Source organism: Altererythrobacter litoralis (genome assembly GCF_036324225.1).
GTDB classification, from domain to species: domain Bacteria; phylum Pseudomonadota; class Alphaproteobacteria; order Sphingomonadales; family Sphingomonadaceae; genus Erythrobacter; species Erythrobacter litoralis_A.
In genome coordinates this window covers 25700-38038 of sequence record NZ_JAZDQV010000009.1, presented here as the reverse complement: position 1 = coordinate 38038, position 12339 = coordinate 25700, and the positions used below count along the sequence as shown (strand labels likewise).

The 12339-nt window shown below is 63.9% G+C and carries 17 protein-coding genes; 4 read left to right on the top strand and 13 right to left on the bottom strand.

Annotated features, from left to right (window positions below):
- Window positions 1–22: 22 nt before the first annotated feature.
- The 5 genes from yihA to rpmH all read right to left on the bottom strand — a co-directional run bounded on the left by yihA (window position 23) and on the right by rpmH (window position 3336).
- Entirely contained in the window at window positions 23–670 is a 648-nt protein-coding gene (yihA, locus tag VRS74_RS09865; RefSeq protein WP_354145090.1) for a ribosome biogenesis GTP-binding protein YihA/YsxC, read from the bottom strand.
- Between the two features lie 123 nt (window positions 671–793).
- Window positions 794–2545, bottom strand: a complete 1752-nt coding sequence (yidC, locus tag VRS74_RS09860; protein WP_354145089.1) for a membrane protein insertase YidC — start codon at window positions 2543–2545, stop codon at window positions 794–796.
- A 46-nt stretch (window positions 2546–2591) separates the two neighbouring features.
- Window positions 2592–2801 (bottom strand): membrane protein insertion efficiency factor YidD, encoded by a 210-nt coding sequence (gene yidD / locus VRS74_RS09855; protein WP_354145088.1) that lies wholly within the window; start codon window positions 2799–2801, stop codon window positions 2592–2594.
- Complete coding sequence (rnpA, locus tag VRS74_RS09850; RefSeq protein ID WP_354145177.1) at window positions 2798–3169, bottom strand: ribonuclease P protein component; 372 nt, start codon at window positions 3167–3169, stop codon at window positions 2798–2800. The genes yidD and rnpA overlap by 4 nt, the downstream gene beginning before the upstream one ends.
- Before the next feature lie 32 nt (window positions 3170–3201).
- The gene (rpmH, locus tag VRS74_RS09845) at window positions 3202–3336 is read right to left on the bottom strand and encodes a 50S ribosomal protein L34 (protein ID WP_119514694.1); all 135 of its coding nucleotides are present in this window, start codon (window positions 3334–3336) and stop codon (window positions 3202–3204) included.
- A 217-nt stretch (window positions 3337–3553) separates the two neighbouring features.
- Here rpmH and VRS74_RS09840 point away from each other — a divergent pair, with 217 nt between their 5' ends.
- Window positions 3554–5062, top strand: a complete 1509-nt coding sequence (locus tag VRS74_RS09840; protein ID WP_354145087.1) for a YifB family Mg chelatase-like AAA ATPase — start codon at window positions 3554–3556, stop codon at window positions 5060–5062.
- 3 nt (window positions 5063–5065) lie between these two features.
- Here the strand turns inward: VRS74_RS09840 and VRS74_RS09835 are convergent, their stop codons facing one another.
- The gene (locus VRS74_RS09835; RefSeq protein ID WP_354145086.1) at window positions 5066–5617 is read right to left on the bottom strand and encodes a hypothetical protein; all 552 of its coding nucleotides are present in this window, start codon (window positions 5615–5617) and stop codon (window positions 5066–5068) included.
- 64 nt (window positions 5618–5681) lie between these two features.
- Window positions 5682–6236 (bottom strand): winged helix-turn-helix transcriptional regulator, encoded by a 555-nt coding sequence (locus VRS74_RS09830; protein WP_354145085.1) that lies wholly within the window; start codon window positions 6234–6236, stop codon window positions 5682–5684.
- 169 nt (window positions 6237–6405) lie between these two features.
- On the opposite strand from VRS74_RS09830, the gene VRS74_RS09825 reads away from it, so the two are divergent.
- On the top strand, window positions 6406–6750 hold the full coding sequence (locus tag VRS74_RS09825; RefSeq protein WP_354145084.1) for a DUF8200 family protein: 345 nt from the start codon (window positions 6406–6408) through the stop codon (window positions 6748–6750).
- 103 nt (window positions 6751–6853) lie between these two features.
- Here VRS74_RS09825 and VRS74_RS09820 read toward each other — a convergent pair whose 3' ends face one another.
- From VRS74_RS09820 to galE, 3 genes are all read right to left on the bottom strand, one after another.
- On the bottom strand, window positions 6854–7465 hold the full coding sequence (locus VRS74_RS09820; RefSeq protein ID WP_354145083.1) for an HAD family hydrolase: 612 nt from the start codon (window positions 7463–7465) through the stop codon (window positions 6854–6856).
- 97 nt (window positions 7466–7562) lie between these two features.
- Window positions 7563–7688, bottom strand: coding sequence for a type B 50S ribosomal protein L36 (gene ykgO / locus VRS74_RS09815; protein ID WP_050599643.1), 126 nt, complete (start codon window positions 7686–7688; stop codon window positions 7563–7565).
- A gap of 86 nt (window positions 7689–7774) precedes the next feature.
- The gene (gene galE / locus VRS74_RS09810; RefSeq protein ID WP_354145082.1) at window positions 7775–8800 is read right to left on the bottom strand and encodes a UDP-glucose 4-epimerase GalE; all 1026 of its coding nucleotides are present in this window, start codon (window positions 8798–8800) and stop codon (window positions 7775–7777) included.
- 143 nt (window positions 8801–8943) lie between these two features.
- Between galE and VRS74_RS09805 the strand changes: the two genes are divergently transcribed.
- Both VRS74_RS09805 and VRS74_RS09800 read left to right on the top strand, forming a co-directional pair.
- A complete protein-coding gene (locus VRS74_RS09805) occupies window positions 8944–9564 on the top strand; it encodes a DUF4136 domain-containing protein (protein ID WP_354145081.1) in 621 nt (206 codons plus the stop codon).
- Window positions 9561–10691: a M14 family metallopeptidase gene (locus VRS74_RS09800; RefSeq protein ID WP_354145080.1), complete on the top strand. Its 1131-nt coding sequence runs from the start codon at window positions 9561–9563 to the stop codon at window positions 10689–10691. Before VRS74_RS09805 ends, VRS74_RS09800 begins: the two co-directional genes overlap by 4 nt.
- Here VRS74_RS09800 and VRS74_RS09795 read toward each other — a convergent pair.
- Genes VRS74_RS09795 through VRS74_RS09785 form a run of 3 tightly spaced genes read right to left on the bottom strand, consistent with a single transcriptional unit; the run spans window position 10688 to window position 12327 of the window.
- Window positions 10688–11104 (bottom strand): cytidine deaminase, encoded by a 417-nt coding sequence (locus VRS74_RS09795; RefSeq protein WP_354145079.1) that lies wholly within the window; start codon window positions 11102–11104, stop codon window positions 10688–10690. The genes VRS74_RS09800 and VRS74_RS09795 overlap by 4 nt on opposite strands.
- A 13-nt stretch (window positions 11105–11117) precedes the next feature.
- Entirely contained in the window at window positions 11118–11825 is a 708-nt protein-coding gene (locus tag VRS74_RS09790) for a glycoside hydrolase family 25 protein (protein WP_354145078.1), read from the bottom strand.
- A gap of 16 nt (window positions 11826–11841) precedes the next feature.
- Window positions 11842–12327: a UPF0262 family protein gene (locus VRS74_RS09785; RefSeq protein ID WP_354145077.1), complete on the bottom strand. Its 486-nt coding sequence runs from the start codon at window positions 12325–12327 to the stop codon at window positions 11842–11844.
- Window positions 12328–12339: the final 12 nt, after the last annotated feature.

The window sequence follows — 12339 nt, the reverse complement described above, 5'->3', positions numbered from 1 at the left end:
GCCTTAAGCAGCCGGGGCCAGCTCAGAGCGCGGCGTCTGCCAGGACCGCCGCGCGCAGTTCCGCAATCCCCATGCCCTTTTCGCTGCTGGTGATATGCAGCACCGGAAAGGCGGCGGGGTGCTTGCGCGCTTCCTCGGCCACCTTGGCGGCGGTCGCTTCAAGCTCGCTCGCCTTCACCTTGTCCGCCTTGGTCAGCACGATGCGATAGCTCGCCGCCGATTCGTCGAGCATGCGCATCATCTCGCGGTCGACGTCCTTGAGGCCGTGCCGCGCATCGACCAGCACCAGCGTGCGGTTCAGCACCTGCCGCCCGCGCAGATAGTCGCGCACCAGCTGTTTCCATTTGTCGACCACTTTCACCGGTGCCTTGGCAAAGCCATAGCCGGGCATGTCGACCAGGCGGAACTGCGTCGGCTCGCCCACTTCGAAGAAGTTGAGTTCCTGCGTGCGGCCCGGCGTGACCGAAGCGCGCGCGATCGCCTTGCGTCCGGTCAGCGCGTTGAGCAGCGAGCTCTTGCCGACGTTCGAGCGCCCGCAAAAGGCGATCTCGGGCACGGTCGGCTCAGGCAGGAATTTCAGCTGCGGAGCGGACAGCAGGAACTGGACGCGGCCCGAAAAGAGTTTCGATGCCGCTTCCTCGCGTTCAGCCTGATCTGATACTTCAGCCATCATAATTCACCGTTCGAGCTGAGCTTGTCGAAGCCCTGCACTTGTTTTCACTAGCTAAAGCCCAAGAAAAAGACAGCCCTTCGACAGGCTCAGGGCGAACGGGATTGGAAAGCCCTGCCCGGTTCAGCCTTTGCGCTTGTCGGCCAATGCCTGGTCCGCCTTGTCCTTCTCCGCCTGCGCCCGCAGCTGCGGATGCTTGGAATAGAGATAGCTTTGCTGGGCCAGCGTCAGGAGGTTCGAGGTGACCCAGTAAAGCAGCAGGCCTGCGGCGAACGGCGCCATCACGAACATCAGAATCCATGGCATGAACGAGAAGATCTGCTGCTGGACCGGGTCCATCGCCGTCGGGTTGAGGCGGAAGGTCAGCCACATGGTAATGCCGAGCAGCACCGCCAGCACGCCGATGCCGAGGAAGCCCGGCGGGTCGAACGGCAGCAGGCCGAACAGGTTCAGGATCTTCGCCGGATCGGGCGCGGAAAGGTCCTGGATCCACAGCACGAAGGGCTTGTGGCGCATCTCGATCGCAAGGATCAGCGCCTTGTATAGCGCGAAGAAGATCGGGATCTGGATAAGGATCGGCAGGCAGCCGGCGAGCGGATTGATCCCCTCGTCCTTGTAGAGCTTCATCACCTCTTGCTGCTGCTTCTGCTTGTCGTCCTTGTAGCGTTCCTGGAGCGCCTTCATCTTGGGCTGGACCGCCCGCATCGCCGCCATGCTGGCGAACTGCTTCTGCGCGATCGGGAACATCACGCCGCGGATGATCACCGTCAGCAGGATGATCGCCACGCCGAAATTGCCGACAAACTCGTAGAGCGTGCGCAGCAACCACACCATCGGCTTCACGAACCATTCGAACCAGCCCCAGTCGATCGCCTTGCCGAAATTCTCGATGCCGGCCCGTTCATAGTCGCCCAGCACCACGCTTTCCTTCGCACCGGCGAAGAGGCGGGTGTCGCGGCTGATCTTGGCGCCCGGAGCCAGCGTCTGCGGGGCATAGATCAGGTCGGCGCGATAGATATCGTTGCCCAGCGAGCGGAAGCCGGCGGTGGCGTCCTTCTGGTCCGTGGGGACCAGCGCTGACAGCCAGTAGATATCGCTGAAGCCGAACCAGTCGGGCGCGCCGCCTGCGGGCGTGTGCGAGCCTTCTTCGGCGAGGTCGTCATAGTCTGGGCCGTATTCGACCGTGTCGCCAAACGCACCCATCGGCCCCGAATGGGCGTTGAAGGTGCTGGGGCTGGCATTGGCCGAAGTGCGGTTGATCAGCGCGAAGGGCTGGACCACCGCACCTGCAGTGCCGGTGTTTTCAACCGACTGGACCGCGTCGATCATGTAATTGTCGTCGATCGAGAAAGTGATCGAATAGGTCAGCCCGTCTTCGCTCGTGTGCGTCAGGGTAACCGGGGTCGACGTGGTCAGCGTGGTCCCGCTGGCTTGCCACTGCAGATCGTCGGGCAAGCGCTGGCCATTGGCGAGGAAGCCGAACTCGGCGAAATACTGGCCCGAGGTTCCTTGCGGCGCGAAGAGCTGCACCGGGCGGCTGTCTTCGCCCAGGGCATCGCGATGGTCCTTCAGCTCGATATCGTCGAGACGCGCGCCAACCAGATTGATCGAGCCTTCGAGGCGCGGTGCGTCGATGCGCACGCGCTCGGGCGAAGCAAGCGCCGCGTCGAGATCGACCGGGGCACCGCCGCCCCCCGCACCACCGATTGCCGCAGGCGATGCAGCGGCCGGTGCCGCTTCGCTGCTGGTGGCCACTGCGTCGGGCTGGCCGCTGAGCGAGGCTTGCGGATAGAAGACCCGCATCGCCATGTCCCAACCGAGGATAAGAAGGCCCGAAAGCGCGACGGCAAGCAGTAGGTTACGCTGGTTGTCCAAGGTGAAATCCCGTGCGTCTGAAACTCAAGAGTGTGTTATATAGGTACTACGGTACGGGATCAAAGCCATGCCCGCCCCAAGGGTGGCAGCGCATTAGCCGCTTAATCGCCAGCCATCCACCCTTGATCGCACCATATTTGCCCAGCGCCTCGATCGCATACTCGCTGCAGGATGGCGCATAGCGGCAGGTCGGCGGAAGAATCCGGCTCGGCCCCCATTGCCACATGCGAGCGACAAAGATCAGAACATGCTTCATTTGCCCGCCCCCTTGCGATTGCCCTTGCGCGGGCGCCGCCGTGGCGGATCGCCCTGCCCTGCGGCTGCACGGGCCAGCGCCTCGGCCAGTTCGCCCTGCATCATGGCAAAGTCACGCTCGATCGCGCCATCGCGGGCGATCAGCACATGGTCGTGATCGGGCAGGCCCTGTTCGGGCAGCGCGGCGCGCAGCAATTCGCGGAAACGTCGCTTGATGCGGTTGCGCACCACCGCATTGCCGACCTTCTTGGTTACGGTGATGCCGTAACGCTTGCCCTTGCCGGAATTGGGATGCGCCAAAAGCACGAAACCGGGGCGCGCCACGCGCAGGCCCCGGTTCGCGGCAATAAAGTCAGCGCGGCGACGCATCACCGCGATGTCGTGAGTCTCAGCCGTTGTGCTCAGGCACAAAGCGTCTTGCGGCCACGCTTGCGGCGGGCACGCAGGACCTTGCGACCGCCCGGGGTCGCCTTGCGAGCGAAGAAACCGTGGCGACGGGCACGCACGAGATTGCTGGGCTGGAAAGTCCGCTTCATATCGTCCTCGAAATCAAAACTGGCGCCCTTGGAGCACCAACAAAAAGGGCCGCCTGCGACAGGCGACCGCCATTGCCGCGGCCCGTTAAGCCAAGCCGCATCCCGAGTCAAGATGGCGGCGGATTCAAATGACCGTTGGCAACGCAGCACCACACCCTCGACAAGTTACGGAAAACGCGCCACAACTTGCCCGATAAACAGGGCAAAAGGGTCGCCCGTGGTCGCATTGGTCAATACAGTTGCCTATCTCGGGCTGGAAGCGCGCGCCATTGAGGTGCAGTGTCAGGTCGCGCCCGGCCTGCCGCGATTCAATATCGTGGGCCTGGCAGACAAGGCGGTGAGCGAAAGCCGCGAACGCGTGCAGTCCGCGCTTGCCGCAATGGGGCTGGCGCTGCCGCCCAAGCGGATCACCATCAACCTCTCACCCGCCGACCTGCCCAAGGACGGTTCGCATTACGATTTGCCGATCGCGCTGGCGCTGCTCGCGGCGATGGGGGTGACCGATGCCGAACAGCTGGGTGACTGGATCGCGGTGGGCGAACTCGCCCTCGATGGCAGGATCGTCGCTTCACCCGGGGTATTGCTCGCCGCGCTGCATGCCAGCGAAGCCGAAGCGGGGCTGATCTGCCCAGCCGTGCAGGGTTCGGAAGCCAAATGGGCGAGCGGCGTCCCGGTGCTGGCCGCGCCAAACCTCGTCAGCCTGCTCAACCATCTCAAGGGCACGCAACACCTGCCAGAGCCTGAGCGCGGCGAAGTCGAGCTGGCGGCTCCGGTGGCGGACTTGAGGCAGGTCAAGGGGCAGGAGACCGCCAAGCGCGCGCTCGAAATCGCGGCGGCAGGCGGGCACAATCTTTTGATGATCGGGCCGCCGGGCGCGGGCAAGAGCCTGCTGGCGAGTTGCCTTCCCGGAATATTGCCCGAACTCACGCCGCCCGAAGCGCTCGAAGTCTCGATGGTCGCCTCGGTCGCGGGCACGCTCGAAGGCGGGCGGATCAGCCGCACCCGCCCGTTCCGCGCGCCGCATCATTCGGCCAGCATGGCGGCGCTCACCGGCGGCGGGCTGAAAGTGCGCCCGGGCGAAGTGAGCCTGGCGCATCTGGGCGTGCTGTTCCTCGACGAATTGCCCGAATTCCAGCGCGCGGTGCTCGATTCGCTGCGCCAGCCGCTCGAGACCGGCAGCGTCGACGTGGCGCGCGCCAACGCCCATGTCACTTTCCCAGCGCGCGTCCAACTGGTGGCGGCGATGAACCCGTGCCGCTGCGGGCATTTGGGCGATGCGGCGCTGGCCTGCAGCCGCGCGCCGCGCTGCGCGGCGGATTACCAGAGCAAGGTTTCCGGCCCGATGCTCGACCGGATCGATTTGCATGTCGAAGTCGATCCGGTGAGCGCAGCGGATATGGCGCTGCCGCCTCCCGCCGAAGGCTCAGCAGAGGTCGCCGCCCGCGTCGCTGCCGCGCGCAAGATCCAGACAGCTCGCACTGCCAACACCGGCGCGCGCAGCAATGCCGAACTCAACGGCGAAGCGTTGGAGCGATGGGCCAAGCCCGACGAAGCCGGGCAAAGGCTGCTGCTGCAGGCAGCCGAAGCGATGCGGCTATCGGCGCGGGGCTATACGCGGATGCTGCGAGTGGCGCGCACGATTGCCGATCTTGCGGGCGCAGATGGCGTGGGCCGCATCCACATCGCTGAGGCGCTGAGCTATCGGCGGCAAGCGCCGCGGGCCTGACACTCAGCCATTCGCAGCGCGATAGCGCCGGTTTTCTTCGGCGAAAATCTTGCTGATCGTGGCGCCGTCGGACGGCTCCTCTTCCAGGGTTTCCGGATCCCACTGGTGCCGTTCGGTCGCGAAAAAGTCGCCGTCATAGATGTGGATGCCACCGGTGAAACGCGGCAGGGGATTAGTGACCGAGTGGATCGCATCCGCCCCCAGCCCGACCACGTCGCCTGCGAACAGGCAGCGCGCCTTGACCGCTTCGATGCCTCCTTCGGTGCGGCGCCACAGGATATTGTCCTCGCGCCCGGTATAGATGCCGATCAGCGCTTCCATCTGATGATCGTGCGGGAGGAGGTTCATGCGCGGCGTCCAATGCGCTGCAAAGATCGTGAGCTCGCTCGAATTATGGAACACATCGAGCTTCGCTTCGGTCGGGTCGCCCAGTTCGGCAAGGATCGCAGCGGGTTCGCGCACGGCCTCTTTCAACAATTCGCGCACCGCAGGCATGCCGTCACGGCGGCGCGCGGCGAGGCAATCTTCGAGAAAACCTTCGCGGGAAAATTTCATAGCCATTGGCGCTCCTGCTGAGCCGCGACCGGATCTGGCCGGATGCCCTTGCAGGCAAGGCGGTTTAACCGGCGGCCGCTCGCCGCTTTGCCGCTTCCAGGTCCACCACGTCGCCGCGGCCGATCACGTCTCCGGCGATTGCACGGGTGCCGTCGGCTCGAAGGCCGACATTCTCGCGCTTGACCAACGCAAGGTCCTTGGGTCCCAGGATGCGCCCGTCGTGCGAAAGGATCGAGACCGGGCCGATCGGCAGACGGTCGATCTCGTCGACCAGCACCGGATCTTCGACCACTTCGGCGCCATATTTCTGGCCCCATTGGCGCAATGCAATCATGGCCGGAAGCAGGTCGAAGCCCTTTTCGGTCAGGCGATATTCGATCTTGCGGCGATCGTCGGCGCAGGGCTCGCGCTTGAGGATGCCATGTTCGACCAGTTTTGCGAGCCGATTCGAGAGGATGTTGCGCGCGATGCCCAGTTCGCTGAGGAATTCCTCAAAGTGATGCACACCGTTGAAGCTGGCGCGCAGGATCATGAAAGACCAGCGTTCGCCCATCACTTCAAGTGCTTGCGGCAGGCCACACTCGATCAGGTCGCGCAGCGATTCTCTGATATCACCCATAGATCAGTCCTCTTCCAGCAACCTATCTAACCTTTGTTTCGCGGGGCCGCAAAAAATTTTCAGTTTCTAGTTGCAACCTGAAACCTAATCGATTAGGTAGTGATTCGCAACTGGTTTCAATTCGAAACTTGAAAGCACAAAATCAAGACCCTCAACGAAGGACAAGACCATGACCCTCTCCCTCTCCAGCACGAACCGCGTCGGCGCGCTCGTTCTCGCCCTCGCCTATACCGCAGTAACTTTCGGCACGCTCACCGCCCCCGCTCCGGCGATGGCGGCTGCCAGCGGCCCCTATTACGTGGCCGAACTCGCCGCTCCTGCAACCGATGCCCGCACCGTCGCTTCGGGCGTGGCATGGTTCTGCGAAGGCACGACCTGCAAGGCTGCCAAGGGCAATTCGCGCCCGCTGCGCATCTGCCGCGGCCTCGTCCGCGAATTCGGCGAAGTGACCAGCTTCAAGGCGCAGGGTGAAGCTCTGGCTGACGACCAGCTGGCTGCCTGCAACGGCAAGTAAGCTTACCTGATCCCTCGCCGGGCCACCCTCTCCACGCCCGGCTTGTCCCCAAGGCCCCCGGTGTCCCCACGCCGGGGGCTTTTCTTGTCTGGAATCGGCCGCCCTAGAGGAGGCTACGCTCCAACAGGTCGCGCCTCAGCAATTCCGCATTGCTGAAATGATGGGTCTGCCAGCCCAAAGCCGCCGCGGCGGCGATATTGGCCGGATTGTCGTCGACGAACAGCATCGCGGAAGCAGCATGGCCGAAACGCCGTTCGGCGAGCCGGAAGATCGCAGGATCGGGCTTGGCCAGCTTTTCCCGGCCAGACACGACGATATCGCGAAAATGGCCCAGCACGGGCTCGCTCGGGAAGAACTCTTCCCAGAATTCGTCCCCGAAATTGGTGATCGCGTAAAGCGGCATCCCGCGTGCGACCAGCGCCTCTATCAGCTGCGCCGTGCCGGGCACCGGACCCGGGATCGTATCGAGGAAGCGATGGCGATAGGCGTCGATCAGATGCGCGTGATCGGGGAACATCGCCTTGCGCTCGGGCACCATCTCGTCAAGCGGGCGCCCGGCGTCATGTTCGAAGTGCCACTCCTCGGTCACAACATTTGCGCAGAACCAGTCGAGCTCGTCCCGATCATCGATCAGCTGAGCAAAGAGGTGGCGCAAATCCCACTGGATAATCACACGCCCCACGTCGAACACCACGGCCTGCACTGGTTCGCTCACGTCAACAGCTCCTCAAACAGCAACGGCCCGCTCTCCATTGGGAGGCGGGCCGGTATTGCTGCGCAATCGCCAGAGGGCGATTCGCCAAACGGCGCAATCAGCCCTGGCGGGCCTTGAAGCGACGGTTGGTCTTGTTGATCACATAGGTCCGGCCACGACGGCGGATAACGCGGCAATCGCGGTGGCGGCCCTTCAGCGACTTGAGGCTGTTACGGATCTTCATGGTCTCAATTCCAAAAGTAAACGCGCCGGAGCTGCCCCCGACGCGGCGAATTCGAAGCGCGCCGTTAGCGCGTGAACAGATTCGGGTCAAGCGGCTCCGCGGATTTCGAGCAACCTGCGCTCCCAGGCCAGTGCATGCGCCACGATCGTGTCGAGATCGTCGAAGCGCGGTTGCCACGGCAGAGTCGCACGGATCGCCGATGGATCGGACACGAGCGAAGCAGGATCGCCTTCGCGGCGCGGCTGGAGCCGCCGCTCGATCTTCGGGTTCGTCACCCGGTCGACCGCATCGAGCACATCATTGACCGAGAAGCCGCGGCCATAGCCGCAATTCATCAGCATCGAGCGCCCCGGCTGGGCCGCCAGCGCCTCGATCGCCAACACATGGGCATCGGCGAGGTCGCTGACATGGATGTAGTCGCGCACGCCCGTGCCGTCGGATGTCGGGTAATCGTCACCGAAGATCGCCACATGATCGCGTAGGCCAAGCGCGGCTTCGACCGCCACCTTGATCAGATGCGTGGCCCCCACGGTCGACTGGCCGCTGCGCCCCTGCGGATCGGCGCCCGAGACATTGAAATAGCGCAGCACGCAATAATCGATGTCATGCGCCGCCGCCGTGTCGGCCAGCATCTGCTCGGTCATCATCTTCGACCAGCCGTATGGGTTGATCGGTTGCCGCGGCAGCCGCTCGTGCAGCGGCGAGACATCGGACATGCCGTAAATAGTCGCGGTCGAGCTGAACAGGAAACGGGGCACTCCGGCGCGGACCGCCGCCTCGATCAGGGTGCGGCTCTTCACCGTGTTGTTGAGATAATACTTCAGCGGGTCGCTGACCGATTCCGGCACCAGGATCGATCCGGCGAAATGCATGATCGCGCCTTGCCCGTTGCCAATGCCCTGTTCGGCAAAGATACGCGCCAGCAGCGCTTCATCCGCGATATCGCCCTCATAGAAGGCCACGCCCTCGGGCACGGCAAAGCGGAAGCCGGTCGAAAGATTGTCGATCACGGCGACCGGCCAGCCGGCATCGACCAGCGCCAGCACCGCATGGCTTCCGATATAGCCGGCACCGCCGGTCACCAGCACGGGAAAGCTCTTTCCTTCAGTCATGGCCCGGCGTTAGCAAGTTAGTGCAAGGATTGTGCGAAAAAACATGGATGCATCCGTTTTTGCCAACGAGTGCTCCGATCGAGGCAAGCGGCACTGGCAAATGGTCCAGCACAAGGCTAGGGGCAGCAACGAGGAAACAGACTATGAGCAAGCTCCACAGGATTGCCCTGGCCCTGGCGGCAACTGTCGCAGTGGCAGGATGTGCTTCAGCCCCGGCGCCCGGCCCGGTTGAGGTCACCCGGTTCCACGATGCTGCTACGCTTGCGGCGGCGCATCACGGCACGGTCTTCGTAGCCAGTGCACCCGGGGCCGAAGAGGACACGCTGGCGCAGGCGCCCTACAAGGCGGCCGTCGCAGCGGAATTGGCGAAGCTGGGCTTCTCCGAAGCGGGAAGCGAAGGCGCCAGCCTCATCGCGCAGGTGCGGGTCGAGCACTTCCGGATCGGCAGCGAAGAGAAGCGCCGCGGCCCGGTGAGCGTGGGCGTCGGCGGGTCGACCGGTTCCTACGGTTCGGGCTTGGGCCTCGGCATCGGGTTCAACCTTGGTGGAAGCAAGTCGAGCGAGCGGCTGGGCACCGAGCTTGGCGTGATGCTTCGCGACAAGGCGAGCGGGCAGACGGTTTGGGAAGGCCGCGCGCGGTTCACCGTTTCGCCCAAGTCGGAACTGGCCGAGCCAGCACAGGGCGCACACGCCATCGCAAAGGCGCTGTTCCGCGACTTCCCGGGCAATAATGGCGAGACAATCGAAATCGAGGTAGCTGAGTGACTGACATTGCAATCGACGCCAATTTCGACAGCGGCAATATCGAAGTGCTGTCGATTGCAGGCAACAAGGCCACGCTGGCGATACGCAAGGACCACATGAGCGAATTCGCGCAGTGGTTCCATTTCCGCGTCACCTGCGCTGCGGGCGAGGAGTTGCAGCTCAAGCTCACGGGCCTCAACAAATCGGCCTATCCGGGCGGCTGGCCGGGTTATGACGCCTGCGTTTCCGAAGACCGCGAATATTGGGTCCGCGCCGCCAGCAGCTTCGACGAAACCGAGGCCGACGGCACGCTGACCATCACTTACATCCCGGCAAGCAATGTCGCGTGGTTCGCCTATTTCGCGCCGTATTCGATGGAGCGGCACCACGATCTGGTCGCCGAGGCGGCCGCGAGCGAAGGCGTTTCGCTGGTGCGGCTGGGCACCACGCTGGACGGGCAGCCGATCGATTGCCTCGAAATGGGCGAAGGCGACAAGCAGGTATGGCTTTATGCCCGCCAGCATCCCGGCGAGACGCAGGCGGAATGGTGGATGGAAGGCGTGCTCGAATGCCTGACCGACCCCGCCGACCCGGTCGCACGCGCGCTGCGCAAGCGATGCCGCTTCCATATCGTGCCCAATTGCAACCCTGACGGCTCGCGCCGCGGCCACCTCCGCACCAATGCCGTGGGCGTCAATCTCAACCGCGAGTGGGACAATCCCACGCCCGAGAAGTCGCCCGAAGTGCTGGCGATCCGCAACCATATGGATGCAACCGGAGTGGATTTCGCGCTCGACGCACATGGCGACGAAGCGATTCCCGCCGTGTTCCTGGCAGGCTTCGAAGGGATCCCTTCATGGACCTCGGAGCTGGGCGAGAGCTATTACCGCTACCAGCAAATCCTCGACCGGCGTACGCCCGATTTCCAGGTCAAGCTGGGCTATCCCAAGTCCGCCAAGGGCAAGGCCAATCTGTCGATGAGCACAAACCAGGTTGCCGAACGTTTCGGCGCGACGTCGATGACGCTGGAAATGCCCTACAAGGACCTGGCCGACTTCCCCGAGCCCGAGCAGGGCTGGAGCCCCGAGCGGTGCAAGCTGCTGGGCCGCGACTGCCTCGCCGCGCTGCTGGAATGGCTTGACGGTTAGCTAAGGCTCGCCGGGCCGAAAGCGCGCGGCAACAGTTCGGACAGGCTGGTTTTCACCACATCCGCATCGCCCGCGCACCATACCACCGGGTCTGTACCGCCGAGTTCGGCGAGTTCGTTGAGCACCTGGCGGCAACGGCCGCAGGGGGTCACGGGCTCCGCCGTGTCACCGATGACCGCTATCTCTTCCAGCCCGCCGCGATGGCCGTCATCCATCGCCTTCGCCACTGCGACGGTTTCGGCGCATAAAGTGAGGCCATAGCTGGCGTTCTCTATATTGGTGCCCGTCACCACCGTGCCATCGGCAAAGCGGAGCGCCGCGCCCACGCGGAACTTCGAATAGGGCGAATAGGAATTTTCGAGCGCCGTGCGCGCAGCTGCAATCAGGCTGTCGCGATTATTGTCTTCACTCATCTTGCGCGCTCCATCACGACTGCACCACCACCCATTCGAGCGGTTCTTCGGCGGCTTCGGTCACCCGCGCCCCGTTTGCGCTCCATAGCAGCCAGGGCCGCTGCGCATAGCGGGGAAGGAACCGGTCGCGCACCAGCCAAAGGTCGCGCTCGATCCTTGTGGCGATGCCATAACGATCTTCGAATGTTTCGGACAGCTTGAGGATCACCGGCTTGCCCGCGTGCATCTCGACCTGGTTGATGAAGGTGAGCAATTCGCTTTCGACCGCGGCATCGCTGACTTTTTCGGCGCATTGATCGGCTGTTTCTTCGAGCGAGATCGCCGGAGGTAACAGTGTCGCGTCGCGCGGCACCATGGTGACGAAATTGGCGGATTGCGCGTCGGCCCCGGCACAGGGATCGAAATGGTGGAGCGCCCCGACCTTCAGCCCCGCCTGCCGCGCCGCTACAAGATTGCGGCCAAAGCGCGCATCCTGCCCCGCTGCGCCGCTGCTCGCTTCGATATAGGCGAAACTGCCGCCCAGGGCGCGCACGCTCTGGAAGCCGACCAACCCTTCGCGCTCGCTCACCGCTACGCCCTGTTCGGGGAATGTCGCCTCGTCCGGTGCGAAATATTGCAGGTCCCACCAATACCACGCGGCGCTTGACAGGCCCGCAAGCGCAATCGCTGCGAGCAGGTAACGCCGCCACGCGCGGCGCGCAGGTTTTCGCTTGCGTCCCATCCGACCCCGCCTTCGTTCAGCCCTTGATATGCAGCACGCAGATCAGCGTGAAAAGCCGCCGTGCGGTGGCGAAATCGGTCTCAACCTTGCCCTCGAGCCGTTCGAGCAGCAATTCGGCGGCATGGTCGTGGATGCCGCGGCGCGCCATGTCGATCGTCTCGATTTCGGTCGGGGTCGCCTTGCGGATCGCCTGATAATAGCTGTCGCAGATCGCGAAATATTCGCGGATCGGGCGGCGAAAGCGCGCCAGGCCGATCAGAAGGGTTTCGAGCAGTTCGTCACCCTCGCTGCTTATGTCCATCACCAGCCGCCCTTCGTGCACCGACAGGCGCAGGCGATAGGGCCCGGTGGCACCTCGCGCCGCGCTGCGGACCGGCTTGAAGCTGTTTTCCTCGATCAGGTCGAAGATCGCGACTCGCCGTTCCTGCTCGACATCGGCATTGCGCCAGATGATCGTCTCCTCGTCGAGGGAGATGTGGGCAATGCGGTGATCGTCGGCCATGGCCTTGCGGCC

Excerpts from the sequence above, each read along its gene's own strand:
- VRS74_RS09830 (WP_354145085.1), bottom strand. The coding sequence starts at position 6,236 with ATGGGTGATATCAGAGAATCGCTGCGCGACCTGATCGAGTGTGGCCTG.
- ykgO (WP_050599643.1), bottom strand. The coding sequence starts at position 7,688 with ATGAAGATCCGTAACAGCCTCAAGTCGCTGAAGGGCCGCCACCGCGAT.
- VRS74_RS09790 (WP_354145078.1), bottom strand. The coding sequence starts at position 11,825 with ATGGGACGCAAGCGAAAACCTGCGCGCCGCGCGTGGCGGCGTTACCTG.
- VRS74_RS09805 (WP_354145081.1), top strand. The coding sequence starts at position 8,944 with ATGAGCAAGCTCCACAGGATTGCCCTGGCCCTGGCGGCAACTGTCGCA.
- yidD (WP_354145088.1), bottom strand. The coding sequence starts at position 2,801 with ATGAAGCATGTTCTGATCTTTGTCGCTCGCATGTGGCAATGGGGGCCG.
- VRS74_RS09835 (WP_354145086.1), bottom strand. The coding sequence starts at position 5,617 with ATGAAATTTTCCCGCGAAGGTTTTCTCGAAGATTGCCTCGCCGCGCGC.
- rpmH (WP_119514694.1), bottom strand. The coding sequence starts at position 3,336 with ATGAAGCGGACTTTCCAGCCCAGCAATCTCGTGCGTGCCCGTCGCCAC.
- VRS74_RS09825 (WP_354145084.1), top strand. The coding sequence starts at position 6,406 with ATGACCCTCTCCCTCTCCAGCACGAACCGCGTCGGCGCGCTCGTTCTC.
- rnpA (WP_354145177.1), bottom strand. The coding sequence starts at position 3,169 with ATGCGTCGCCGCGCTGACTTTATTGCCGCGAACCGGGGCCTGCGCGTG.
- galE (WP_354145082.1), bottom strand. The coding sequence starts at position 8,800 with ATGACTGAAGGAAAGAGCTTTCCCGTGCTGGTGACCGGCGGTGCCGGC.
- VRS74_RS09795 (WP_354145079.1), bottom strand. The coding sequence starts at position 11,104 with ATGAGTGAAGACAATAATCGCGACAGCCTGATTGCAGCTGCGCGCACG.
- VRS74_RS09785 (WP_354145077.1), bottom strand. The coding sequence starts at position 12,327 with ATGGCCGACGATCACCGCATTGCCCACATCTCCCTCGACGAGGAGACG.
- yihA (WP_354145090.1), bottom strand. The coding sequence starts at position 670 with ATGGCTGAAGTATCAGATCAGGCTGAACGCGAGGAAGCGGCATCGAAA.